A 22858-nucleotide genomic window follows, 5' to 3' on the forward strand; every position below is an offset into this window, starting at 1 on the left:
ACCAGCTAGGTAACTTTGCTCATATTTATCAACGGGGAAATCAAAACCAAGCCAGTATTCAACAAGAGAATGGCAGCAATATCGGCATTATATTGCAAGTAGGCAACAACCATGTTGCTAACATTAAACAACTTGGCAATAGCTTTTCATTAGATGCCAATATTCACCAAATCGGTTTTAGCAGTGATATTACGCTTTCACAATCGGGCAGCGGCTTACGTAGCATCAGCGTCGAACAACAGAACTTCTCGGGGCAGGCACGGCCAGTCGCTATCGATACCTACTGAGTTGACAAAAGTCTCTCAGTAAACAACCAAAGCAAGACGATCGAAAAAAGGGGAAAGACCATGAAACTTCAAATGACCGCACTCGCCGCTGCTGTTAGCCTTGCTTTAAGTGGTGCTGCTTTTGCTCAACAAACGGTACAAGAACAAAATAACTTACAATACAATAGTGTTACATCACCAGCTCAAGGGGGAGGGTGGGGGCTAGATAACTTGAACACCCCCATCGATAATGATGCATGGACAACGTCAGGTTTCCCTATACCTCGTAACGGTGAGTTCAGTGGTTTTCAGGGTGATCTAGATGCTATGACCGGAAGTACAGCTAATGGTAATGAGTCAACCATTAATCAGACAACAACTTTATCAAGTACAACTGGCAACGTTGCAAGTGTATTGCAGGGCGGTGGCACTGACAACCAATCAACAGTAACGCAAAATAAAACCGGTACGGGTGATGCATTAAGCGCTTATGTTGATCAACAAGGTAACGACAACGTCTCCTCTGTTGAGCAAGACTTAAGCTATGATGCAACAGCTAACGTATTCCAAGACGGCAATGCTAACCAAGCACGTGTAACTCAGTTGGGAGCAAATCAAAACCGTGCTCAAATTTCACAAACAGGTGCTGATCATAAATCGATTATTGAGCAAGGGATTTTAACGGGCGGAGCCTCTGGTAACGTTGCATGGTCAGAGCAAAGTGGTGCAGCTAACGAAAGCTTCATTAAACAAGGCCGCCAAGATAACTATGCTGACGCACAGCAGCACGGAAATGATGGTCTAAACATGATGCGTCAACGTGGTAACGATAACGATGCATATTTAATGCAAACTGGCAATGACAATGAGTCTTACGTCTTCCAAGATAGTCGTAATGCAGGCGCAGGCAACTCAGCAGTTATCACGCAATCAGGCAGCGATAACGACTCTTACGCAGACCAAGTCGGCGGTGGTAACGAAGTAACAGTCACACAAAGTGGTAATGATGCACTTTCTACTATTTACCAACGGGGCGATAATAACGTTGCTGATGTTTCTCAATCAGGAGGATTTGACGCATCAAACATCCTACAGTTTGGTGACGGCCATGAAGCCAACGTTATACAATCTGGCAATGGCGTCTATAACACTATCAATGAATCGCATATTTTACAAACCGGCAGCGCCAGTCATTTTGCTTCCGTTACTCAACAGCACGTAGGTTCTGGTTGGAATAACATTTCCACTATAACCCAAGATAGCGCAGCCAATGCCTCTGCTACTGTTAATCAAATGGGAAGTGGCAACCGGGCTTCTACCATCCAGTACTAATCCTTGGTTAACCAATGCTCTCAAACCGCCCTATCGGGGCGGTTTTTTGTGTTTTTATTTAATCGTTAACGTACCATTACCGTTAAGGTGCCGCCTTTCCCTTGGGTAGAGGAGCGCGAGCGGTTACTACCTTTAACGATATCTACTTCTAAACGCTCGTCATCACTTAGCAGTTTTACCGTGCCTACTAAGGTGGAGCCTTCAAAGGTAAATTCAGCAGGAACTGTGCCGCGTGTTTCGGGGTGTTCAATGGTTTCATCGTTATGAGTGATACGCCACTCGGCGGAAAATTCAGCGCCTGGCGAGCCACTCATTGTAATGTGAATCTTTGTCATAGCTTGCTCCTGTGCAGCAGTTGCGCTTAAGGGTACACCCAGGGTAGTTACAGCGGTTAAAAGTGCGTAATTAAACAATTTACCATGCCAAGCCGTTTGCCCTTTCATGCTTGCCTACCTCATTAACCACAAGAGCCGCTCACAATGAGCGGCTCTTGCAGTGTAGCAGTAGAAGCAGACCTCCGTTACTTTGCGTTACATAACAGAGAAGGCTTTTTCTGCGGCATCCAAGGTGAGCTGAATATCTTCCGGTGTATGAGCGCTAGACATAAAGCCAGCTTCATAAGCGGAAGGAGCAAGATACACACCGTGGTCGAGCATGGCGCCAAAGAAGCGACGGAAAGCGTCAGGGTTGCAAGCGGTGGCCTGAGCAAAGTTATCCACACGGGATTGCGACGTAAAGAAAACGCCAAACATGCCGCCTGCGGATTGGGTCATCATCGGAACACGCGCTGCGTTAGCACGCTCTTGCAAACCAGTACAAAGCGTTTGCACCCGTTGAGTCAGCGCATCATGGAAGCCTGGCATCTGGAGCTTGGTTAACAGAGTAACCCCTGCGGCCATGGCCAGCGGATTACCGGAAAGCGTACCCGCCTGATAAACCGGTCCCAGCGGCGAGATATTTTGCATAATTTCGCGTTTACCGCCAAACGCCCCGACGGGCATGCCACCGCCAACAATTTTACCTAAGCAGGTGAGGTCGGGCGTGACACCGTAATGTGCTTGAGCACCACCTAACGCGACCCGGAAGCCAGTCATGACTTCATCAAAAATCAAGATGCTGCCGGATTCATTACACACCCGGCGCAACGTTTCCAAGAAACCAGGCTGGGGGGGAATACAGTTCATATTGCCCGCAACCGGCTCCACGATAATACAGGCAATCTGCTCACCGATTTCTGCAAAACACGCCTCAACCCCTTCAGGGTCGTTAAACGAGAGGGTAATGGTGTGTTCAGCAAGTGAAGCGGGCACACCGGGCGAGCTGGGTTCGCCGTGAGTTAACGCGCCGGAACCCGCCTTAACAAGCAGTGAGTCCGAGTGGCCGTGGTAATTACCTTCAAATTTAACAATCTTGTCCCGTCCTGTCGTACCTCGTGCTAGGCGAATGGCCGACATCGTCGCCTCAGTGCCCGAGCTGGTCATGCGCACCATCTCCATGGTGGGGATCATCTCGCAGAGAAGATCCGCCATGGTGGTTTCAACCGCCGTTGGCGTACCGAAGGAGAGGCCGTTATCCAGTCGCGCGCGCACTGCTGCCAGTACGTCTTGGTCAGCATGACCAGTAATCATCGGCCCCCAGGAGCCAACATAATCTACGTAGCGGTTACCCTCCACATCAAACAGATAAGCGCCTTGAGCACGCTCCATAAATACTGGTGGGCGATGTAAGCCTTTAAACGCACGGACAGGCGAGTTAACGCCACCCGGGATATGGCGACTCGCGAGGTCAAACAGTTCAGCAGATGTGGTCATGGCATCCTCAATATAAATGGTTTACCGCCAATGAGATCAAAAACGTACAGGGTATGGCAAGCGATTGGGCAAGCACTGACCACTGGGTGGCTGATAGCCTTGAGACAGGCTTTCCCAGGTAAAGTGCTGCGCCTGTTCACAAGCCGATGGTAAGCGCTCACCCACGGCTAATCGTGCAGCAATTGCTGATGCGAGCGTGCAGCCAGAGCCGTGAAAGATTTCTGGTAAGCGAGGCCATTGCCACTGGCGGGTGGTATCTGGTGAGTGGAGGGTATGTATCACTTGCTGCGTGTTGCCCGGCAGAGGGTCGTCGGTTGCCGTCACTAAAATCGCTTGGCAACCCTTTGATAGTAAGACCACAGCACGCGCCGTATCGTCAAAAGGCGCGGTGACCTCAGGTGTCAGCGCAGCAAGCTCAAAACGGTTGGGGGTTAAAATATCCACAAGGGGTAATAAACGGTCCACATACAGTTTCTGCAAAGCAGGTGTGGATAACTCAGTTCCCCCCCCTGCTTTAAGCACCGGGTCAGCCACCACCGGTACGCCTGGAAACCGGCGAATAATTTGCTCTGCCGCACGCAGCGTTGGCTCATCGGCTAGTAGGCCAAGTTTAATCGCGGCAATCTGCATATCACCTAACGCCTCGGCCATTTGGCGCATGGCGCCGGGATCGGCGGGTAAAATTCGCATCACATCGTGACAATTTTGCACGGTTAGCGCGGTAGGGATTGTCACCGCCCAACCGCCACAGGCCCTAATCGCTTCACTATCGGCCACTAGCCCAGCACCGCCGGTTGGGTCGTGGCCTGCAAGCACTAATACCACGGGAGGAAGAGGTTGGCGCATCAAAAGGGCTTCACCACCGCAAGAATAATAATTGCGATTAACGCAATGACGGGCGCTTCGTTAAACCAGCGGAAAAACACGTGGCTTTTGGTGCAGCGGGCTTGTTCAAATTGTTTTAAATAAATGAGACATATATGGTGATAAGCGATCAGCAGCGCGACCAGCGCTAACTTGGCGTGCATCCAGCCTTGGCTAAACCACGCGGGCACCAAATAGAGCAGCCAACCGCCAAAGATCAGTACCACAATCATTGAGGGCGTCATAATGCCCCGATACAGCTTACGCTCCATGGTTTTGAAATAGCCTATGGCCTGTTCATCGCCTTTGTCCCGGGCCATGGCGTGGTAAACGTATAGGCGCGGTAAATAAAATAGCGCGGCAAACCAAGTGATAACAGCCATTAAATGAATGGCTTTTATCCATAAATACATGGTCTCTCCTTAGGCGGTGGGGTCATTGCTGGAAAATAGCAGCATGGGATTCAGTGCTTTTTTTCAGTGCTGTGATTTTCAACACTGAGTGGGTCAACGTAGTGATAGTAACGCTCGATGGCATCACGGGTAATGATACCTGAAATACGCTGATGCTTTGGTCGATTGCCGTGTACCACGTAGAGCGCATCCAGGGTATCCGCCTGCAATGTTAAAAACGCTTCCGAAAGCGTTGCCTGCAAAGCGATAGGCGACATCTCTAGACGCTGCCCAGGAACTTCAAGCAAGTCGATCAATTCATCTTCTCGTGGGGTTTCTCCCTCAAGCGCTTTATCGTGCTCCAGCAACCAGCGGGCAAGTTCCGCAGCCTTTAACGCCAGCACCGGTTTTTCACTGCTTGAGCGCTCAATCACCAGCCAAACGGGGCTAGTTTCTAACAAACGACGGGCATGGGCTGGCGTTATCATGCGCTCAGTACGCACCAGCTGCCGCTCCATCACCGCGGGCACAGAAACCCGCGAAAGCGCCTGCATCAACGGCTGCTGAAGGGGGTGCAAACCGTAACGTACCGAGCTAATAAAAAAGCCCTCACAGCCTATTAGCTGGCGTGACGTTAAGCAGGCCACTACGACCACTAACATGCCCGGCAGCATAATGTTCGGCGAGTGGGTTAGCTCAAGCAGCGCCATCAACGCTGCCAGCGGCGCTTGAAGCACCGCCCCCATCATCGCTGCCATCCCCAGCATGGCATACACCCCAGGGTCTGCGGCTTTATCTGGCCATAGCCAACCGCCTAACATCCCCCCTAACGCGCCAGTGGCAGCGCCTATCACTAGTACCGGGCCAATAATGCCAATGGGTACTCCCCCCGCGACGGTAATCGCGGTAATCAGCAGTTTGGCAATCATCAGGGCAAACAGCACATTGAGTTCAAGCTGATTATTAAGTGCCGCGGCAACGCTGTCGTAACCAATGCCCTGCACTTCGGGAAACCACCAGGCCACGGCGCCGGTTGCAACACCCACCAGCGCTAAGCGCAGCCATAGTGGCCACGCCTGCAGCTGTTGGCTGCGAGATATGTGAATGAACAGCCCCGCCAACAGGCCAATCACCAACCCTATCACCACCACCCAAGGCAGGTTCATCAATGAACCCAACGCCACTTCGGGGATACGAAATGCGGGTTCGTTGCCATAAGCCATTTGGGCCACCAGCGCGCCCATGGTCGATGCCAGAATAACCGGCATAAAGCTCATCAGGGTGTACTCCATCATCACCACCTCCATGGCGAAGATCACCCCAGCAATCGGCGTGTTAAACGAGGCTGAAATGCCCGCGGCGGTACCGCAGGCAACTAATACGCGCAGGCTATTGTTAGGCAAGCGAAGCTTAAGACCTAAGCCGCTGGATGCAGCAGCGCCCAAGTGGATAGCAGGCCCTTCACGCCCAGCAGAAAGCCCACCTAAAACAGACACTGCCCCCACCCACCACTGGTTTAACCAGTTGCGCAGGGGAAAACGCCCTTGGTGATAGGTAAGGCGCTCAATGACATGCCCTACCCCCAACTTACGTGCCGTGGCTTTTTGACGATATAGCAGCGTGCCCACGAGGCTTACCGCTACTATTGGCAGTAGCGCCCGCAGCCATGGTGCCAAACCTTCAAAGGCTTCCGGGTCACCCTCAGGCATATAGAGCGCCGCGCCCGCCTCGAGCAGTAAGCGAAAGGCTACCATCAACGCGCCAGTAATCACTCCTGACATCAGCCCCAGCACGCATAGCTGCGGTAGGGCATCCACGTTCGCTAATTGGCGACGAAAACTCTCTAAGGTGAAATCTGATCGGGAAAAGCGTGCCACAGCGACCATCCTTGCGCTTAGGTTACGAAGGGTTCTATCAGGGTACCCGAGTTAGCTAACACAGTGGTTATTAGGGTTCGTACCATTGAGCGCTCTTATGGGGGACGCCTCTTGTGTATCATAGCTTGATACGCTTCGACAGCCTGTTTCCATTTAATAAGGCTGTTTATGACTAGCGCTTTATTGTTAAGACATAACGTGCTCAACGCGCAAGGAGTGGTTTGTGATTAAGGTTGGTATTGTCGGCGGTACGGGTTACACCGGTGTAGAGCTCTTAAGGCTTCTCGCCCAGCACCCCCACGTTAGCGTAGAAGCGATTACCTCACGATCGGAAGCGGGCGTTAAGGTGTGCGATATGTACCCCAACCTGCGCGGCCACTACGATACGCTGGCGTTTAGCGAACCCGATGCCAACGCACTAGGGGCGATGGATGCCGTGTTTTTTGCCACACCCCACGGCGTGGCCCACGCCCTTGCCGGGGAACTGCTCGATAACGGTACGCGGGTCATCGACCTATCGGCGGATTTTCGCCTGCGCGATGCAGCGGAGTGGAGCCAATGGTACGACCAGCCCCACGGCGCACCAGAGCTTCTAAAAGAAGCCGTCTACGGCCTGCCAGAAATGCATCGTGAAGCGATTAAAAATGCCCGCTTAATTGCCGTACCTGGCTGCTATCCAACGGCTGTTCAACTTGGCTACCTGCCGCTTTTAGAAGCTGGACTAATCGACCCAAGCCAGCTAATCGCCGACTGTAAATCAGGGGTTACCGGCGCTGGCCGTGGGGCCAAAGTGGCGTCACTTTTAGCTGAAGCCAGCGAATCCATGAAAGCCTATGGCGCGGCGGGTCATCGTCATTTACCGGAAATTCGCCAAGGCTTGGGGGATATGCAGCAACATCCGGTAGGACTCACCTTTGTCCCCCACCTAACACCGATGATTCGCGGTATTCACGCGACGCTCTACAGCACACTCACCAGTGAACCCGACGATTTACAGGCGCTGTTTGAGCAGCGTTATGCCAACGAACCGTTTGTGGATGTAATGCCTGCAGGTAGCCACCCGGAAACACGCAGCGTGAAAGGCAACAATACCTGCCGTTTAGCTATCCACCGTCCGGGCAACGGCAATACCGTCGTGGTGCTCTCGGTAATTGATAACCTGGTCAAAGGCGCTTCGGGCCAGGCGATTCAAAATCTCAACTTAATGTTTGGTTTTGAAGAGAATACCGGCCTAACAGCCCCCGCCTTAATGCCGTAAGCCTTCACTAATTCCCAGCAATAGTTGACCCTTTTGCTGGGAATTACCCATAATAATTCTCTAATGCCGATTATTCGTTCTTTAAAGCTCGCGGGAGGTACCCATGAGCGGTGCAGAAGCTTTTGTTCCAACCCCTCTACTTTTATCTGATAGCGCACGCAGTCGTATCAACGCGTTAATTGAAGAAGAGAGCAACCCAGCGCTGAAACTACGCGTTTACGTGACCGGCGGCGGCTGTTCAGGGTTTCAATACGGTTTTGATTTCGCTGAAAACGTCGCCGAAGACGATACGCTTATCGAGTTTGGCACTGCCACTCTGGTGGTCGATCCACTCTCCTATCAGTATTTAGTCGGCTCAACCATCGATTACGAAGAAGGTCTTGCCGGCGCGCGTTTCCGGGTGCAAAACCCCAACGCCACCACCACCTGCGGCTGTGGCGCCTCTTTTATGGTCTAACCAACGTTGGTAGCAAGCTCTCCCCGTGACTTGACGCCTTGGCGGTTTCTCGCCAAGGTTAAAAGGTCAATAACGGTTGTTAACCCGATTTTTAAAGAAACACCTTCTTTAAATATCGCTAACAACAACATAAAACACGGGGAAACTAATGAAACTCACTATTCAAAAGTCGGTCATTGCCACTGCTGTCACCTTTGGTCTTGCCAGCATGGCTACCTCCGCCATGGCCGAGACGCCCACCGTCAACGTGGTCACCGACCCAAGCTTTGTCCCTTTTGAAATGATGGATCCCGAAACCGGTGAAATGATCGGTTTCGATATGGATATCATTAATGAAGTCGCCGATCGTGCAGGCTTTGAGGTCAACCTAACTACCATGGAATTCGCCGGAATTATTCCAGCCGTGCAAACCGGTAGCCAAGAGATTGCCATTGCAGGTGTCACGATTACCGAAGAGCGCGCAGAGATCGTCGATTTCTCCGACCCCTACTACGACTCAGGTCTGCAAATCATTGTCCGAGCGGATAACGATGATGTTGAAACCATCGAAGACCTCGCCGGCCTCACCATTGCTACCCGTATCGGCTCCACCAGCTACGACTTCCTTCAAGAGCAGCTGGGTGACGATGCCGACATCACCCCCTATCCCGGTAACAGCGATATGTATATGGCGCTGTTAGGCCGTAACGTCGACGCTGCCTTTTACGATGCCCCTAACGTTGCCTACTTCTCCCAAACCCGGGGCGAAGGCCGCACTAAAGTGGTCGGCCCGCTGTATGAAGGCCAGCAGTACGGCATCGTGTTCCATAAAGGCAGCCAGTGGGTAGAACCCGCTAACGAAGCGCTGGCAGCCATGCGCGAAGATGGCACCTACGATGAAATCTACGAAAAGTGGTTCGGTGAAACGCCCAGCGACGATTAATCCTTCGTTATACAGTGAATGACTAATACAGGGCCGGGCGGCCTCGCCCCCGGCCCTGCGTTGTTTGGTTGCCTTTCAGGAGAAAGACACGTGGACGTCACTTTTCAGTTTGATTGGGCGGCAGCGTTTCGCTCAATTCCCCACTTGCTGCCAGGTATCCCCTGGACGCTTATGATTTCGTTTGGCGGTCTCGCCATCGGCTTCTTTATCGGGATTTTATTCGGCCTACTGCGCATCAGCCGCCATCGCTGGTTACGCTGGCCCGCCATTTTCTATGTCGAAGTATTTCGCGGGACCCCTATTCTTGTTCAGGTGCTGTTTATTTTTTATGGCTTGCCGCAGCTACTGGGCAGCCCTATTAACGCGTTGGTGGCCGGTATTGCCGCCATTGCTATTAATTCAGGGGCATATATCTCTGAAATTGTGCGTGGTGGGGTTCAATCCATCGAACGAGGCCAAAGCGAGGCATCGCTCTCGCTCGGGCTATCCCGCTCCCAAGCGTTTCGCTACGTCATTTGGCCCCAAGCGTTTCGCCGCATGATCCCGCCCTTGGGCAACCAAGGTATTATCAGTATTAAGGACACATCGCTGTTTTCCGTTATCGGGGTAGGTGAGCTGGTACGCCAAGGCCAGATCTATATTGCGACCACGTTTACCGCCCTTGAGGTCTACTTCATGGTGGCGCTAATGTACCTCGCCATTACCTGGACTCTCTCCATCTTGCTGCGTCAATTAGAGCGCAGAGGCCTCGTCGGACAATAAGGACAAGCGCAATGAATAACGCAACACAGCCCATTGTGCGTATGCAGCAGCTCAACAAGCATTTTGGCAGCCTGCACGTACTCAATAATATTGATCTTGAGATTGTTCCTGGTGAGGTGGTCGTCGTGATTGGTGCCAGTGGCTCCGGTAAATCGACGTTGATTCGCTGCATTAACGGCCTAGAAGAGTTTCAATCTGGCTCGCTAGTGGTGGATAGCAATGAACTGCTACCCCACGGCAAAAGCGGCAAAGCGCTGCAAACCATTCGTACCGAAGTGGGCATGGTGTTTCAGCAATTTAACCTGTTTCCCCACCTAAGCGTGCGGGACAATATCACCCTTGCTCCGATGAAAGTGCGCGGCTGGAGCCGCCAGGACGCCCAAGAAACGGCTCAACGACTGCTTGAGCGCGTGGGCATTGCCGATCAAGCTGATAAGTACCCAAGCCAGCTCTCTGGTGGCCAGCAACAGCGCGTTGCGCTAGCCCGTGCGTTGGCCATGGAACCACGGCTAATGCTGTTCGATGAGCCAACCTCAGCGCTTGACCCTGAAATGATCGGTGAAGTACTGGATGCCATGCGTGAACTAGCTAAAGAGGGCATGACCATGGTGATCGTCACCCACGAAATGAGCTTTGCACGAGAGGTGGCTGACCGGATTATTTTTATTCACAAAGGAGAAATCACCGAGCAAGGTTCCCCTGAACAACTCTTCGATACCCCACAACATGAGCGTACCCAATCATTTTTAGCACGCGTGTTAAAGCATTAGGGGGACCGAAAACCACTAATATCTGCCCGTTTTATGGCCTGTCAGTGCGACAGGCCATTTTTTTTGCCTGTGGATACTATTTTTTAGTTTTGTAACTCTTCGGCTCTACATCCCTTGCCATGGACACCTATCAGCACTTCTAGTGTTCGGCTGATGCCTTGTTCACAGGTGCGGTAACAAACTCGGTATGGCGAGGTGGATAACCTCTTATTAGCTGGCCCTGTGTGTAAGTCACTTTTTCATCCACAGCTCAAACACCGCTTCTACGCAGGCACTCCTCCGTTTAAACGCCTAAATACCAACAATTTAAATAAATGTTTTTATTGGGAAAAAGTTAGTTATGCACAGATTTTGTCCACACCAGTAATTACAGCATTAACAGAACTTCTCTTATATATTTTTATTTTGTTATTAATAATAGGTGAAGTAGTTATTTGGGGTGTGGAAAAACCTGACGGTTACCCACAGGAGGTTTATACTGGCGAGCTTATTTCGTCAGTATCGATTTACTGACCACATCATCCGTGCCAACTGGCACAAGACGAGGTGTCTCTTGAACTATCCCGACCGCTTTGACGTGATTGTCATCGGCGGTGGCCATGCGGGAACTGAAGCCGCATTGGCCTCTGCTCGTATGGGTTGTCAAACCCTATTGCTGACCCACAACATCGAGACGCTCGGCCAAATGTCGTGCAACCCGGCGATTGGTGGGATCGGCAAAAGCCACCTGGTGAAAGAAATCGATGCACTTGGTGGTGCAATGGGGCTAGCCACGGACCTCGGCGGCATCCAGTTTCGTGTGCTTAACGCACGCAAAGGACCAGCAGTACGAGCAACCCGCGCTCAAGCGGACCGCATTCGCTACAAATCAGCCATTCGCGGCATGCTGGAAAACCAGCCCAACCTGACGATTTTTCAGCAGGCGGCAGGTGATCTGATTGTGGATAATCACACCGTACGCGGCGTCGTGACCGAAACAGGCATTCGCTTCCACGCGGAATCTGTCGTGCTCTCAACCGGTACCTTCCTGGGTGGTGTTATCCACATCGGGTTAGATCAAAGCCGCGGTGGCCGCGCGGGTGACCCACCTTCGAACGCGCTTGCAGAGCGGCTGCGTGCGTTGCCGTTTCACGTTGACCGGCTGAAAACCGGGACGCCGCCACGTATCGATGCCAAGACGGTTGATTTTTCCCAATTGGAAGAGCAGCCAGGCGATACGCCTACTCCGGTGATGTCTTACCTCGGCTCCCGGGAAATGCATCCCCAGCAGGTGAGCTGCCATATCGCGCACACCAACGAGCGTACCCACGAGATTATTCTGGGTAACTTAGATCGTTCGCCGATGTACTCCGGCGTGATTGAAGGGATTGGTCCGCGCTACTGCCCGTCGATTGAGGACAAAGTGCACCGCTTTGCCGATAAATCGAGCCATCAGGTGTTTATCGAACCTGAAGGGTTAGATACCCACGAACTCTATCCCAACGGCATTTCAACCTCGCTGCCTTTTGATGTGCAGCTACAGGTCGTGCGCTCGATCAAAGGCTTAGAAAACGCGTACATTACGCGTCCTGGCTATGCCATCGAGTACGATTTCTTCGATCCGCGGGATTTGAAACACTCGCTGGAAACTAAATTTATCCACAACCTGTTTTTTGCCGGGCAAATCAACGGCACTACCGGCTATGAAGAAGCAGGTGCCCAGGGGCTGCTGGCTGGCCTAAACGCCGCACGGCGCGCAAAACAGCTTGAGGCGTGGTACCCCCGCCGTGATGAAGCCTACCTGGGCGTACTGGTAGATGACTTAATCACCATGGGCACCAAAGAGCCCTACCGCATGTTCACATCTCGGGCGGAATACCGTCTTCTGCTACGCGAAGACAACGCCGATCTTCGCCTGACCGAAAAAGGCCGTGAACTTGGTCTGGTAGACGATACCCGCTGGGCAGCCTTTAGCGAGAAACGCGAAGCCATCGAGCGTGAAACAGCGCGGCTAGCCACCGTATGGGTGCAGCCAAATACCCCTGCAGCAGATAAAATTGCTGAAAAAACCGGCAAGCCATTGCCACGTGAGTACTGCTTAAGCGATCTACTCAAGCGTCCTGAACTTACTTACGCTGATATTTCAACGTTGCCTGGTTTGGAAGAGGCTGGCGTTGAAGACGATGCCGTTACTGAGCAAGTACAAATTCAGGCGAAATACCAGGGTTACATCGAGCGTCAACAGGACGAGATCGATAAGCTAAAGCGTCATGAAGCAACGCCGCTACCTGCTGGACTAGACTATGACCGCGTAGAGGGCCTCTCTAACGAGATTCGCCAGAAGCTGAGTGAAGCACGACCGGAAACGCTGGCACATGCAGCACGCATCTCGGGCGTAACGCCCTCGGCGATATCGATTTTATTAGTCCATTTGAAAAAGCGTCGTTTGGTGAGTAGTTCTGAGGTAGTTAACGGATGAACCCTTTGCAGCCTCTGATAAAGAGCTTACCCACTGGCGTTGCGCCCCGTTTGGATGAAGGCTTGGCCGCGCTTAATGTGGGCGCTACCCCCTTGCAGCGCGAACAGCTGCTGGCGCTGTTGGCTTTGTTGCATAAGTGGAACAAGGCTTATAACCTCACCGCAGTGCGTGATGTGGAAGAGATGGTCTCCCGTCACGTGCTTGATAGCGCCGCTGTGGCTCCTTATGTGCATGGGCCAAGGTTGCTTGATGTAGGCGCTGGGCCAGGGCTGCCGGGATTAGTGTTAGCAATTCTCAAGCCTGAACTGCAGGTAACGCTGCTTGATAGCAACGGTAAGAAAGTACGCTTTCAACGCCAAGCGGTGATGGAGTTAGCCCTTAACAACGTCACACCCACCCAAGTGCGCGTTGAGCAGTTTAACGGCCAGGCGTTTGACCAAGTCATTTCACGCGCGTTTGCTAGCTTGGTGGATTTTGTCACGCTCACCCAAGCATTACCGGCGGCAGACGGACAGTGGCTAGCCATGAAAGGCCCCGGCGCCGATGAAGAATTGAAACAATTACCTCCAGGTATCGTGCTCCAAGAGCGTCATCTGTTGAGCGTACCTTTTGAAACGGCCGAGCGGCAGCTGTTGATTCTGACCCCAAAAGGAGTTGAGTAGTGAGCCAGATCATTGCCCTGACCAACCAAAAAGGCGGCGTGGGCAAATCCACCTCAGCCGTAAATCTAGCGGCCAGCTTGGCAGCGCTGGATCGCCGTGTACTGCTGGTTGATTTAGACCCACAAGGGCATGCCAGTATGGGCAGCGGCATCGACAAATATGAGCTGGATAAAAGCGTTCTCGATGTACTGCTGGGGGAGGCAACTGCGAACGAAGTTATCGTGCGTAACCTGCCGGTAAAGTTTGATGTGTTGCCCGGCAACGGCGATTTGACCGCGGCCGAAGTAGAGCTACTGGACATCGACCAGCGCCAAAGCCGTTTATCGCTAGCGCTTAACGCGGTGGCCGATGACTACGATGTGGTGCTCATCGACTGTCCGCCGTCGCTTAATATGCTTACCGTTAACGCACTGACAGCAGCGGATGGCGTACTCATCCCGCTTCAATGCGAGTTTTACGCGCTGGAAGGGTTGTCAGCACTGCTTGATACAGTGGAGCAGATCAAACAGAGTGTTAACCCTGAGCTGGCGATTTCTGGCATTTTGCGCACCATGTACGATAAGCGCACCAGCTTAACTCGGGAAGTTGACAAACAGCTGCGGGAATTTTTCGGTGATGCGTTGTTAAAAACGACTATTCCGCGCAATGTAAAAGTTGCTGAGGCGCCTAGTCACGGGCTTCCTGTGACTCAATACGCGCGCTTTTCACGCGGCAGCCAGGCATATCGGGTGCTAGCGAAAGAGATGATTCGTCGACTGTCGCTATAACGATGTCGCAGTTACGTATTGCTAAAAGTTCGAGGGGAAGCGAATGACGCGTAAACGCGCGCTAGGACGTGGCCTGGATGCCCTGATTGGTGCGGGCGCCCGTCGTCGTGACAGTTTAGATTTAACCGGTGGTGCTACGCTAGATAGCGCAGGCGCTCCGTTATTGCCAGCTGCCTCCCATGATGCGTCAGCGGAACGCCTAGAGCGTCTGCCCTTAGGCCAGCTTTCCCGCGGCAAGTATCAGCCTCGCCGGGATATCCAGCCCGAAGCACTGGAAGAACTCGCGGATTCTATTCGCGCCCAAGGGGTTATGCAGCCCATTGTGGTGCGTCCCGTAGGGAAGGAGCGCTACGAAATTATTGCCGGTGAACGGCGCTGGCGTGCTGCTCAGCTGGCAGAACTGGATGTAATCCCGGCGGTTATTCGCGATGTCACCGATGAAGTTGCCCTTGCCCTGGCGCTGATTGAAAACATTCAGCGTGAGAACCTTAACGCCATCGAAGAAGCCCTAGCGCTAAAACGCTTAGGTGATGAATTTGAGCTGACTCAACAGCAAATAGCCGATGCGGTGGGTAAATCGCGTACTCAGGTCTCTAACTTATTGCGCTTATTAGCGCTGGATCCTGAAGTACAAACGTTGCTTGAGCGCGGTGATCTCGATATGGGGCATGCACGGGCGCTGCTATCGCTAAACAGCGCACAGCAACGTCAGGTTGCCCATGAGGTGGTCAATAATGACCTTACTGTGCGGGCGACCGAAGCGTTGGTCAAAAAGGTTCAAACTAGCCAAGCGCCTATCCCGCCTCAGTCACGTACAGCTAAAACGCCAGACGTTGCAAGATTAGAAACTCATTTAGGTGAGCTATTAGGTGCGCCTGTCTCGATAGATCACGGGCAGAAAGGCAAAGGCAAAGTCACTATTCGCTATACCAGTCTCGAAGAATTAGACGGTATCTTGGCGCACATTAAATAGCAGGCTTATAAAATAGGCGGGTTATATAGCCATTTCTTTAACCCTTTGGTCGCAAGTAGTTGCTAAAACGCGTCAAATCCGTGCAACTTCGGTTGAAGGTGTGATAGCGCTTCCCTATAATCCGCCGGTGTTTGTTAAAAGGTTATGTGGGACGATAGGCGTCAGGCAATAACGCTCAACGCTGGTAAAAGCAGTAGGGGGTAGTGATCAACGTGCAAAATGTCTCTACTGCTAAACGCCGCACGTTAGATTTTAAAAGGCTATTTCAAGCCCAGTTAATAGTAACAGCCCTCATTATGGCACTTGCTGGCGGCGTATCAGGCAGCCAAGCAGCACTATCAGCCTTGATGGGTGGCGTGGTTAGCATATTGCCAGGCATCTATTTTGTGTGGCGTGGTCTACGCCGCACAGGTCGGCAATCTAAACAAAATGTACTGAATTTTTATCAGGCAGCTGCAGGTAAGTTTGGTTTGACGGTGGCGCTATTCGTGATTGTGCTAGTATCAGTGCCCCCTTCAAACCCAGCTTTTTTCTTTGTCGCCTATGTGGTGGCCCAACTCATGTACTGGCTAGCACCTTGGCTCGTACGTGAGCGGTCAACCCCTTAAACTTGAGGAAGCAGTATGGCAGCGGATAACGAAATATCGGCCATCTATTACATACAGCACCACCTCCAGAACCTCACGTTCGGTAAGCATCCGGAAAATGGCTGGTCGCTTGCGTCCACCTCTGCCGAAGCCACTGAAATGGGATTTTGGGCTATCCATTTGGATACGATGGGTTGGTCTATTGGCATGGGTGCTCTGTTCCTATGGCTATTTCATAAGGCGGGTAAAGCAGCCACGACAGGCGTCCCCAGCGGTCTGCAGAACGCAGTGGAAATGGTTGTCGAGTTCATCGAAGGCCTAACACGCTCCACGTTTCATGGTCACAATAAAAATATTGGGCCAATCGCGTTGACGCTTTTCATGTGGATTTTGCTCATGAACAGCTTAAAACTGCTACCGGTGGACTACTTGCCTGAAATGTTTGGCAAGCTTGGCTTCGAGTATATGAAAATAGTACCGACCACTGATATCAATGCCACGTTAGGCATGGCAATCGGTGTGTTCTTAATGATTATTTACTACAGCTGCAAAGTGAAAGGGGTTGCTGGTTTTGCGAAAGAACTAGCGCTGACACCTTTCAATACTTGGCTGCTTGCACCGTTCAACCTGATCCTTGAGATCGTAGGGTTGTTGGTAAAACCAATCAGCCTTGGCTTCCGTTTGTTTGGCGCCATGTTCGCTGGTGAAGTTATCTTCATCCTGATCGCCCTGTTACCCTTCTGGGCAATTTGGATGTTGGATGTGCCTTGGGCCATCTTCCACATTTTGGTGATTTCGTTGCAGGCCTTTATTTTTACAACGCTGACGGTTGTATATTTAAGTGCCGCCCACGAGCATCACTGAACCAGAGCAACGTTTTGCACAATACCCTTAACCCTTGAAACTAACGCACTATCAGGAGCTTTAAAATGGAAATCGTCTACCTTGCTGCCGCCTTCATCATCAGTGTTAGCGCCCTGACTACTGGCTTTGGCTTTGCCATGCTGGGTGGCAAACTGCTTGACAACACAGCACGTCAGCCTGAGTTAAGCGACCAGCTACAAACCAAAACCTTCATCATGGCGGGTCTGCTTGACGCCGTTCCGATGATCGGTGTTGGTATCGCGATGTACCTGATCTTCGTTGTTGCCGGTTAATGCAGCTTAACCGAGCGGCTATCCGCTCGGTTTTGTTTCACTCCGGTCGCCACGAATTTGTCAGAGGTACATCCCTGTGAATATCAACATGACGCTTATCGGGCAAACGATCGCCTTCGCGATCTTTGTCTGGTTTTGCATAAAATATGTGTGGCCTCCGATCAGCAACGCGCTTCATGAGCGTCAAAAGAAAATTGCTGATGGCTTGGACGCAGCTAGCCGTGCTACCCGTGATCTTGAGCTAGCTCAAGAGCGTGCAGAACAGACGCTGCGTGAAAGCAAAGAGCAGGCATCTCAAATTCTCGAGCAAGCCAACAAGCGCTCTGCCCAAATGGTCGAAGAAGCCCGCGAACAAGCGCGTGCGGAAGGCGAGCGTTTGGTAGCCGGCGCTCGGGCAGAAATTGAGCAAGAAATTAATCGCGCTAAAGACGAACTGCGTGCACAGGTTTCCCACCTTGCGATCGTAGGCGCTGAGCGTGTTCTTGAAGCCTCTGTTGACGAGAAAGCGCACCGCGACTTGCTTGATAAGCTTGCCGCTGAACTGTAAGGAGGTGACCCATGGCGGAACAATCTACCGTCGCTCGTCCTTACGCCAACGCGGCGTTTGAATACGCGCGCGATCATCAGGCGCTTGACGCTTGGTCACAGGCACTGGCAATGGCGGGATCAATCGTCAAAGATCGTCAAGTTGCTGGCCTGTTAGGTAGCCCTAAACTCAGCAGTGAAAAGAAAGTGGAACTGTTGGCAGAAATGCTGACCGACAACGCAGATGATGCGTTCAAACGCTTTCTGACCACCTTAGCTGATCAGCGCCGCTTAGCGACGCTGGATGCTATTGCTGATCAGTTTGAGCGCCTACGCGCAGAGCATGAAAAGCGTATCGACGTCACTGTGGTTTCAGCTTACAAGCTGGACAGCAAGCAGAAGACCAAGCTAGCAACCGCGCTCAAGAAACGTCTGAATCGCGAAATCTCCATTACTACTCAGGTGGACAAGTCGCTTATTGGCGGTGTCATCCTGCGTGCCGGCGACACCGTCATTGACGGGTCGGTGCGTGGTCGATTGAACCGCCTTTCCGAAGCGCTGACCATTTGAGTCTGAGGGACATGGCATGCAGCAACTGAATCCTTCCGAGATCAGCGACATCATCAAGCAGCGAATTGAGAAGCTTGACGTCGCATCCGAAGCCCGTAATCAGGGCACCATCGTCAGCGTTTCCGACGGTATCGTGAAAATTCACGGCCTCGAAGACGCGATGTTTGGTGAAATGATTGAATTCCCCAACAGCATTTTCGGCATGGTACTTAACCTGGAGCGTGACTCCGTAGGTGCCGTTGTCCTGGGTGACTACCTGCAGCTTGAAGAAGGCATGACCGCCCAGTGTACCGGTCGTATTCTTGAAGTGCCGGTGGGCCCTGAGCTGATTGGTCGTGTTGTCGATGCGTTGGGTAACCCCATCGATGGCAAAGGCGACATCAACGCGAAAATGACCGACGCGGTAGAAAAAGTAGCGCCCGGCGTTATTACCCGTCAGTCCGTTGATGAGCCAATCCAAACCGGTTTGAAATCTATCGATGCCATGGTACCAATCGGTCGTGGTCAGCGTGAGCTGATCATCGGTGACCGTCAGATTGGTAAGTCCGCTATTGCTATCGATGCGATCATCAACCAGAAAGGCAAAGGCGTTACCTGTGTCTACGTAGCCATCGGTCAAAAGCAGTCGACCATTGCTAACGTCGTCCGCAAGCTTGAAGAGCATGGCGCGATGGAACATACCATCGTTGTCGCTGCTGGCGCTGCCGATCCGGCACCCATGCAGTTCCTGGCCGCTTATTCTGGCTGCACCATGGGTGAGTACTTCCGCGACCGCGGTGAAGACGCACTGATCGTTTATGATGATCTATCCAAGCAGGCTGTGGCTTATCGCCAGGTGTCCTTGCTGCTGCGTCGTCCGCCGGGCCGTGAAGCCTACCCTGGTGACGTTTTCTATCTCCACTCGCGTCTGCTGGAGCGCGCTGCCCGCGTTAACGCTGACTACGTAGAGAAGTTCACTAACGGTGAAGTGAAAGGTAAAACCGGTTCTTTAACCGCGCTACCGATCATTGAAACCCAGGGTGGCGACGTATCAGCATTCGTTCCGACCAACGTGATTTCGATCACCGATGGTCAGATCTTCCTGGAAACTAACCTGTTTAACTCCGGTATTCGTCCGGCGATTAACGCAGGTCTCTCGGTTTCTCGTGTTGGTGGTGCTGCACAGACTAAAATCATCAAGAAACTGGGCGGTAGTGTGCGTCTGGCATTGGCTCAGTACCGTGAACTGGCGGCGTTCTCGCAGTTTGCGTCTGATCTTGATGAAGCAACGCGCAAGCAGCTTGAGCACGGTCAGCGTGTTACGGAGCTGATGAAGCAGAATCAGTACTCGCCGATGTCTGTGGCGCAAATGGCGCTGTCTCTGTACGCCGCTAACGAAGGTCACCTGGATGATGTGAGCGTCGATAAAGTGTTGGACTTCGAGCGTGCCCTGCACGACTACATGAAGTCTGAGCACGGCGACCTGCTCGACAAGATCAACCAGACCGGCGACTACAATGGCGAGATTCAGGACGGCTTGAAGTCGGGTCTCGAGAAGTTCAAGGCGACTCAGAGCTGGTAATGTCCGGCCCGCCTGCGGGCGGGCTAGCATGCTTTCTGAGAGCCACGAACGAAGGGTAGATCGCTATGGCAGCTGCAAAAGAGATACGCACCCAGATCGGGAGCATTAAAAATACGCAGAAGATTACCAGCGCCATGGAAATGGTGGCTGCATCGAAAATGCGTAAAGCACAAGATCTGATGAAGGCCAGTCAGCCCTATGCTAATCAGATCCGTAACGTGGTTGCTCACATTGCGGATGCTGATATTGAGCAGGACGACAAACACCGTTATATGGTGGAGCGCCCCGTCAGCCGTGTCGGTTACATTGTGGTATCTACCGACCGCGGCCTATGTGGCGGCTTAAACGTCAACTTGTTTAAGGCGGTATTGAAAGATGCCATGGCCTGGAAACAAGAGGGTGTTGAGCTGGATTTCTGTGCCCTTGGCTCGAAAGCCGGTGCCTTTTTCCGTAACTACGGGGGCAATCTGGTTGCCGCCAAAAGCGGGTTAGGGGGAGCACCGACGGTTGAGGGTCTGATCGGTAGTATCAAGGTCATGCTCGAAGCGTACGACGACGGGCGTTTAGACCGTCTGTACGTGGTATATAACGAATTCGTTAATACCATGACACAGCGTCCCGTTGTACGTCAGATTCTTCCGTTATCGCCCGATATGGGCGCTGAAGCGAAGCATGACGAAGAAAACGCCCGTCCCGGAAGCTGGGACTACCTGTATGAACCGGATGCCAAGGCGTTGCTAGACAGCCTGTTGGTTCGATTCATCGAATCGCAGGTGTATCAGGCGGTAGTCGAAAACGGTGCGTGCGAGCAGGCCGCCCGAATGATCGCTATGAAGAGTGCCACTGATAACGCGGGCAACCTGATCGACGATCTGGAGATGGTATACAACAAGGCCCGTCAGGCCGCCATCACCCAGGAAATTTCTGAGATCGTCGGCGGCGCTTCTGCCGTATAACGCCTAGGGAGCTAGCCAATGCTTAGGTGGCTCCCGGCAGACAGGTTTCATTTGCAGGTTTTTGAGAGGAACCAAGATGAGCGGACGTATCGTACAAATCATCGGCGCGGTGATTGACGTAGAGTTTCCGCGGGACTCTGTGCCCAAGGTCTACGACGCGCTGAAGGTCTCCAATGCTGAGACCATCCTCGAAGTCCAGCAGCAGCTGGGCGACGGCGTGGTGCGCACCATCGCCATGGGCTCTACTGAGGGCTTGAAACGTGGCTTGGACGTGACCAGCACAGGTGCCGCGATTTCCGTACCGGTTGGTAAGGAAACGCTGGGCCGTATCATGAACGTTCTCGGCGAGCCGATTGATGAAGCGGGTGACATCGGTGAGCAAGAGCGCATGCCGATTCACCGTAAAGCACCGAGCTATGCCGACCAGGCAGCCTCTAACGAGCTGCTGGAAACCGGTATCAAAGTAATCGACTTGGTTTGCCCCTTCGCGAAAGGCGGTAAAGTCGGTCTGTTCGGCGGTGCGGGTGTTGGTAAAACCGTTAACATGATGGAGCTTATCCGCAACATCGCCACCGAACACAGCGGCTACTCAGTATTTGCCGGTGTTGGTGAGCGTACGCGTGAGGGTAACGACTTCTATCATGAGATGACTGAATCCAACGTTATCGACAAGGTAGCGCTGGTATACGGTCAGATGAACGAGCCGCCCGGCAACCGCTTGCGCGTAGCCTTGACTGGCTTGACCATCGCTGAGAAATTCCGTGATGAAGGCCGCGACGTTCTGCTGTTCGTTGATAACATCTACCGCTACACCCTGGCCGGTACCGAGGTATCTGCACTGTTGGGTCGTATGCCGTCTGCGGTAGGTTACCAGCCGACACTGGCTGAAGAGATGGGCGTTCTGCAAGAGCGTATCACCTCGACCAAAACCGGTTCTATCACTTCCGTACAAGCCGTTTACGTCCCTGCGGATGACTTGACTGACCCGTCGCCGGCTACCACCTTCTCGCACCTGGACGCCACCGTTGTACTGGCACGTTCGATTGCTGAGCTAGGTATCTATCCGGCTATCGATCCGCTGGACTCGACGTCGCGTCAGTTGGACCCGCTGGTCGTTGGTGAAGAACACTACAACACAGCACGTGGCGTGCAGAACGTTTTGCAGCGTTACAAGGAGCTGAAGGACATTATCGCGATTTTGGGTATGGACGAGCTGTCTGATGAAGATAAGCTGGCCGTATCTCGTGCGCGTAAAATCCAGCGCTTCCTGTCGCAGCCGTTCTTCGTTGCCGAGGTATTCACTGGTTCGCCCGGTAAGTATGTTTCTCTGAAAGATACTATTGCTGGCTTCCAGGGCATCCTCGCGGGTGAGTATGACGATCTGCCGGAACAGGCCTTCTACATGGTCGGCTCCATCGACGAAGCTGTCGACAAAGCCAACCAGATGAAGAAGTAATCCCGTCCATTAGGGGGATTCGCTATGGCGAATAGCTTCACTTGCAATATCGTCAGCGCTGAAGCGTCTATCTTCTCGGGCAAGGTAGAGCAGGTTGTGGCTTCTGGGGTCATGGGTGACTTGGGTATTTTGCCGGGTCACGTACCGCTGCTGACTGAGCTTCAGCCGGGTCCGATCCGCGTGATCCACGATGATGGCAAGGAAGAAAACTTCTTTGTCTCGGGTGGTTTCATGGAAGTCCAACCGGATGTGGTGACGATTTTGGCCGATGCGGCTTCGCGTGCCAGTGACCTCAACGAGGCTGCAGCCGAAGAAGCGCGTCAACAGGCGCTGAAAGCCTTCAACGACAAGTCAGCGGAGCTGGATTATACCCGTGCTGCTGCTGAACTTGCCGAAGCCGTTGCCCAGCTGCGAACGATCCAGCAGCTGCGTAAAAAGGCTGGTAAAGGCTAAAAACACGCCTCTGGCGTGTATA

At 52.6% G+C, this 22858-nt stretch carries 25 protein-coding genes and 1 pseudogene; 21 read left to right on the top strand and 5 right to left on the bottom strand.

The genetic code is table 11. The features are described from left to right. Both MOY_RS06970 and MOY_RS06975 read left to right on the top strand, forming a co-directional pair. Positions 1–287: pseudogene (locus tag MOY_RS06970) on the top strand (hypothetical protein); the annotation flags it as partial. Between the two features lie 60 nt (positions 288–347). Next, positions 348–1598, top strand: coding sequence for a curlin-associated protein (locus MOY_RS06975; protein ID WP_009098062.1), 1251 nt, complete (start codon positions 348–350; stop codon positions 1596–1598). A 65-nt stretch (positions 1599–1663) separates the two neighbouring features. Here MOY_RS06975 and MOY_RS06980 read toward each other — a convergent pair whose 3' ends face one another. The 5 genes from MOY_RS06980 to MOY_RS07000 form a co-directional block, all read right to left on the bottom strand. Next, complete coding sequence (locus MOY_RS06980) at positions 1664–1933, bottom strand: hypothetical protein (protein ID WP_235803678.1); 270 nt, start codon at positions 1931–1933, stop codon at positions 1664–1666. 195 nt (positions 1934–2128) lie between these two features. Beyond that, positions 2129–3409 (bottom strand): glutamate-1-semialdehyde 2,1-aminomutase, encoded by a 1281-nt coding sequence (gene hemL / locus MOY_RS06985; protein ID WP_009098067.1) that lies wholly within the window; start codon positions 3407–3409, stop codon positions 2129–2131. A 36-nt stretch (positions 3410–3445) separates the two neighbouring features. After that, positions 3446–4255, bottom strand: a complete 810-nt coding sequence (gene thiD / locus MOY_RS06990; protein WP_009098070.1) for a bifunctional hydroxymethylpyrimidine kinase/phosphomethylpyrimidine kinase — start codon at positions 4253–4255, stop codon at positions 3446–3448. Beyond that, the gene (gene hemJ, locus MOY_RS06995) at positions 4255–4686 is read right to left on the bottom strand and encodes a protoporphyrinogen oxidase HemJ (protein ID WP_009098072.1); all 432 of its coding nucleotides are present in this window, start codon (positions 4684–4686) and stop codon (positions 4255–4257) included. The genes thiD and hemJ overlap by 1 nt, the downstream gene beginning before the upstream one ends. A 50-nt stretch (positions 4687–4736) precedes the next feature. Next, positions 4737–6542: a chloride channel protein gene (locus MOY_RS07000; RefSeq protein WP_009098074.1), complete on the bottom strand. Its 1806-nt coding sequence runs from the start codon at positions 6540–6542 to the stop codon at positions 4737–4739. 223 nt (positions 6543–6765) lie between these two features. Here MOY_RS07000 and argC point away from each other — a divergent pair, with 223 nt between their 5' ends. The 19 genes from argC to MOY_RS07095 all read left to right on the top strand — a co-directional run bounded on the left by argC (position 6766) and on the right by MOY_RS07095 (position 22836). Next, positions 6766–7800, top strand: coding sequence for an N-acetyl-gamma-glutamyl-phosphate reductase (argC, locus tag MOY_RS07005; protein ID WP_009098076.1), 1035 nt, complete (start codon positions 6766–6768; stop codon positions 7798–7800). 103 nt (positions 7801–7903) lie between these two features. Continuing rightward, positions 7904–8257, top strand: coding sequence for an iron-sulfur cluster insertion protein ErpA (erpA, locus tag MOY_RS07010; RefSeq protein ID WP_009098079.1), 354 nt, complete (start codon positions 7904–7906; stop codon positions 8255–8257). A 148-nt stretch (positions 8258–8405) separates the two neighbouring features. Continuing rightward, a complete protein-coding gene (locus MOY_RS07015; RefSeq protein WP_009098081.1) occupies positions 8406–9179 on the top strand; it encodes a transporter substrate-binding domain-containing protein in 774 nt (257 codons plus the stop codon). 90 nt (positions 9180–9269) lie between these two features. Next, positions 9270–9941, top strand: coding sequence for an amino acid ABC transporter permease (locus MOY_RS07020; protein ID WP_009098083.1), 672 nt, complete (start codon positions 9270–9272; stop codon positions 9939–9941). Between the two features lie 11 nt (positions 9942–9952). Then, positions 9953–10711, top strand: coding sequence for an amino acid ABC transporter ATP-binding protein (locus MOY_RS07025; protein WP_009098085.1), 759 nt, complete (start codon positions 9953–9955; stop codon positions 10709–10711). 195 nt (positions 10712–10906) lie between these two features. Further along, the gene (locus tag MOY_RS07030; protein ID WP_035540336.1) at positions 10907–11224 is read left to right on the top strand and encodes a hypothetical protein; all 318 of its coding nucleotides are present in this window, start codon (positions 10907–10909) and stop codon (positions 11222–11224) included. A gap of 40 nt (positions 11225–11264) precedes the next feature. Further along, entirely contained in the window at positions 11265–13169 is a 1905-nt protein-coding gene (mnmG, locus tag MOY_RS07035) for a tRNA uridine-5-carboxymethylaminomethyl(34) synthesis enzyme MnmG (protein WP_009098086.1), read from the top strand. Continuing rightward, entirely contained in the window at positions 13166–13831 is a 666-nt protein-coding gene (gene rsmG, locus MOY_RS07040) for a 16S rRNA (guanine(527)-N(7))-methyltransferase RsmG (RefSeq protein ID WP_009098090.1), read from the top strand. Before mnmG ends, rsmG begins: the two co-directional genes overlap by 4 nt. Then, complete coding sequence (locus tag MOY_RS07045) at positions 13831–14598, top strand: ParA family protein (protein WP_009098093.1); 768 nt, start codon at positions 13831–13833, stop codon at positions 14596–14598. The genes rsmG and MOY_RS07045 overlap by 1 nt, the downstream gene beginning before the upstream one ends. 43 nt (positions 14599–14641) lie before the next feature. Continuing rightward, positions 14642–15571 carry a ParB/RepB/Spo0J family partition protein gene (locus MOY_RS07050; protein WP_009098094.1) on the top strand — a complete coding sequence of 310 codons (930 nt, stop codon included), beginning with the start codon at positions 14642–14644 and terminating at the stop codon, positions 15569–15571. A 203-nt stretch (positions 15572–15774) separates the two neighbouring features. Next, positions 15775–16179, top strand: a complete 405-nt coding sequence (locus tag MOY_RS07055; protein WP_009098096.1) for an ATP synthase subunit I — start codon at positions 15775–15777, stop codon at positions 16177–16179. A 15-nt stretch (positions 16180–16194) separates the two neighbouring features. Further along, positions 16195–17022, top strand: coding sequence for a F0F1 ATP synthase subunit A (gene atpB, locus MOY_RS07060; protein ID WP_009098098.1), 828 nt, complete (start codon positions 16195–16197; stop codon positions 17020–17022). A gap of 65 nt (positions 17023–17087) precedes the next feature. After that, positions 17088–17315 carry a F0F1 ATP synthase subunit C gene (atpE, locus tag MOY_RS07065; RefSeq protein ID WP_009098102.1) on the top strand — a complete coding sequence of 76 codons (228 nt, stop codon included), beginning with the start codon at positions 17088–17090 and terminating at the stop codon, positions 17313–17315. A gap of 76 nt (positions 17316–17391) precedes the next feature. Further along, positions 17392–17862: a F0F1 ATP synthase subunit B gene (locus MOY_RS07070; protein WP_009098104.1), complete on the top strand. Its 471-nt coding sequence runs from the start codon at positions 17392–17394 to the stop codon at positions 17860–17862. Between the two features lie 11 nt (positions 17863–17873). Then, the gene (locus tag MOY_RS07075; RefSeq protein ID WP_009098106.1) at positions 17874–18410 is read left to right on the top strand and encodes a F0F1 ATP synthase subunit delta; all 537 of its coding nucleotides are present in this window, start codon (positions 17874–17876) and stop codon (positions 18408–18410) included. Between the two features lie 16 nt (positions 18411–18426). After that, a complete protein-coding gene (atpA, locus tag MOY_RS07080) occupies positions 18427–19971 on the top strand; it encodes a F0F1 ATP synthase subunit alpha (RefSeq protein ID WP_009098108.1) in 1545 nt (514 codons plus the stop codon). A 65-nt stretch (positions 19972–20036) separates the two neighbouring features. Beyond that, a complete protein-coding gene (atpG, locus tag MOY_RS07085) occupies positions 20037–20927 on the top strand; it encodes a F0F1 ATP synthase subunit gamma (protein ID WP_009098110.1) in 891 nt (296 codons plus the stop codon). 76 nt (positions 20928–21003) lie between these two features. Next, positions 21004–22383 (top strand): F0F1 ATP synthase subunit beta, encoded by a 1380-nt coding sequence (gene atpD, locus MOY_RS07090; RefSeq protein ID WP_009098112.1) that lies wholly within the window; start codon positions 21004–21006, stop codon positions 22381–22383. A gap of 24 nt (positions 22384–22407) precedes the next feature. After that, on the top strand, positions 22408–22836 hold the full coding sequence (locus MOY_RS07095) for a F0F1 ATP synthase subunit epsilon (RefSeq protein ID WP_009098114.1): 429 nt from the start codon (positions 22408–22410) through the stop codon (positions 22834–22836). The last annotated feature ends 22 nt before the right edge of the window (positions 22837–22858 follow it).

It is taken from the genome of Halomonas sp. GFAJ-1 (assembly GCF_000236625.2).
Lineage (GTDB): Bacteria > Pseudomonadota > Gammaproteobacteria > Pseudomonadales > Halomonadaceae > Vreelandella.

Bases quoted from the DNA above. Each gene is read 5' to 3' on its own strand.
- MOY_RS06975 (WP_009098062.1), top strand. From the start codon at position 348: ATGAAACTTCAAATGACCGCACTCGCCGCTGCTGTTAGCCTTGCTTTA.
- MOY_RS06980 (WP_235803678.1), bottom strand. From the start codon at position 1,933: ATGACAAAGATTCACATTACAATGAGTGGCTCGCCAGGCGCTGAATTT.
- hemL (WP_009098067.1), bottom strand. From the start codon at position 3,409: ATGACCACATCTGCTGAACTGTTTGACCTCGCGAGTCGCCATATCCCG.
- thiD (WP_009098070.1), bottom strand. From the start codon at position 4,255: ATGCGCCAACCTCTTCCTCCCGTGGTATTAGTGCTTGCAGGCCACGAC.
- hemJ (WP_009098072.1), bottom strand. From the start codon at position 4,686: ATGTATTTATGGATAAAAGCCATTCATTTAATGGCTGTTATCACTTGG.
- erpA (WP_009098079.1), top strand. From the start codon at position 7,904: ATGAGCGGTGCAGAAGCTTTTGTTCCAACCCCTCTACTTTTATCTGAT.
- MOY_RS07015 (WP_009098081.1), top strand. From the start codon at position 8,406: ATGAAACTCACTATTCAAAAGTCGGTCATTGCCACTGCTGTCACCTTT.
- MOY_RS07025 (WP_009098085.1), top strand. From the start codon at position 9,953: ATGAATAACGCAACACAGCCCATTGTGCGTATGCAGCAGCTCAACAAG.
- rsmG (WP_009098090.1), top strand. From the start codon at position 13,166: ATGAACCCTTTGCAGCCTCTGATAAAGAGCTTACCCACTGGCGTTGCG.
- MOY_RS07050 (WP_009098094.1), top strand. From the start codon at position 14,642: ATGACGCGTAAACGCGCGCTAGGACGTGGCCTGGATGCCCTGATTGGT.
- atpB (WP_009098098.1), top strand. From the start codon at position 16,195: ATGGCAGCGGATAACGAAATATCGGCCATCTATTACATACAGCACCAC.
- atpE (WP_009098102.1), top strand. From the start codon at position 17,088: ATGGAAATCGTCTACCTTGCTGCCGCCTTCATCATCAGTGTTAGCGCC.
- MOY_RS07075 (WP_009098106.1), top strand. From the start codon at position 17,874: ATGGCGGAACAATCTACCGTCGCTCGTCCTTACGCCAACGCGGCGTTT.
- atpA (WP_009098108.1), top strand. From the start codon at position 18,427: ATGCAGCAACTGAATCCTTCCGAGATCAGCGACATCATCAAGCAGCGA.
- atpG (WP_009098110.1), top strand. From the start codon at position 20,037: ATGGCAGCTGCAAAAGAGATACGCACCCAGATCGGGAGCATTAAAAAT.
- atpD (WP_009098112.1), top strand. From the start codon at position 21,004: ATGAGCGGACGTATCGTACAAATCATCGGCGCGGTGATTGACGTAGAG.
- MOY_RS07095 (WP_009098114.1), top strand. From the start codon at position 22,408: ATGGCGAATAGCTTCACTTGCAATATCGTCAGCGCTGAAGCGTCTATC.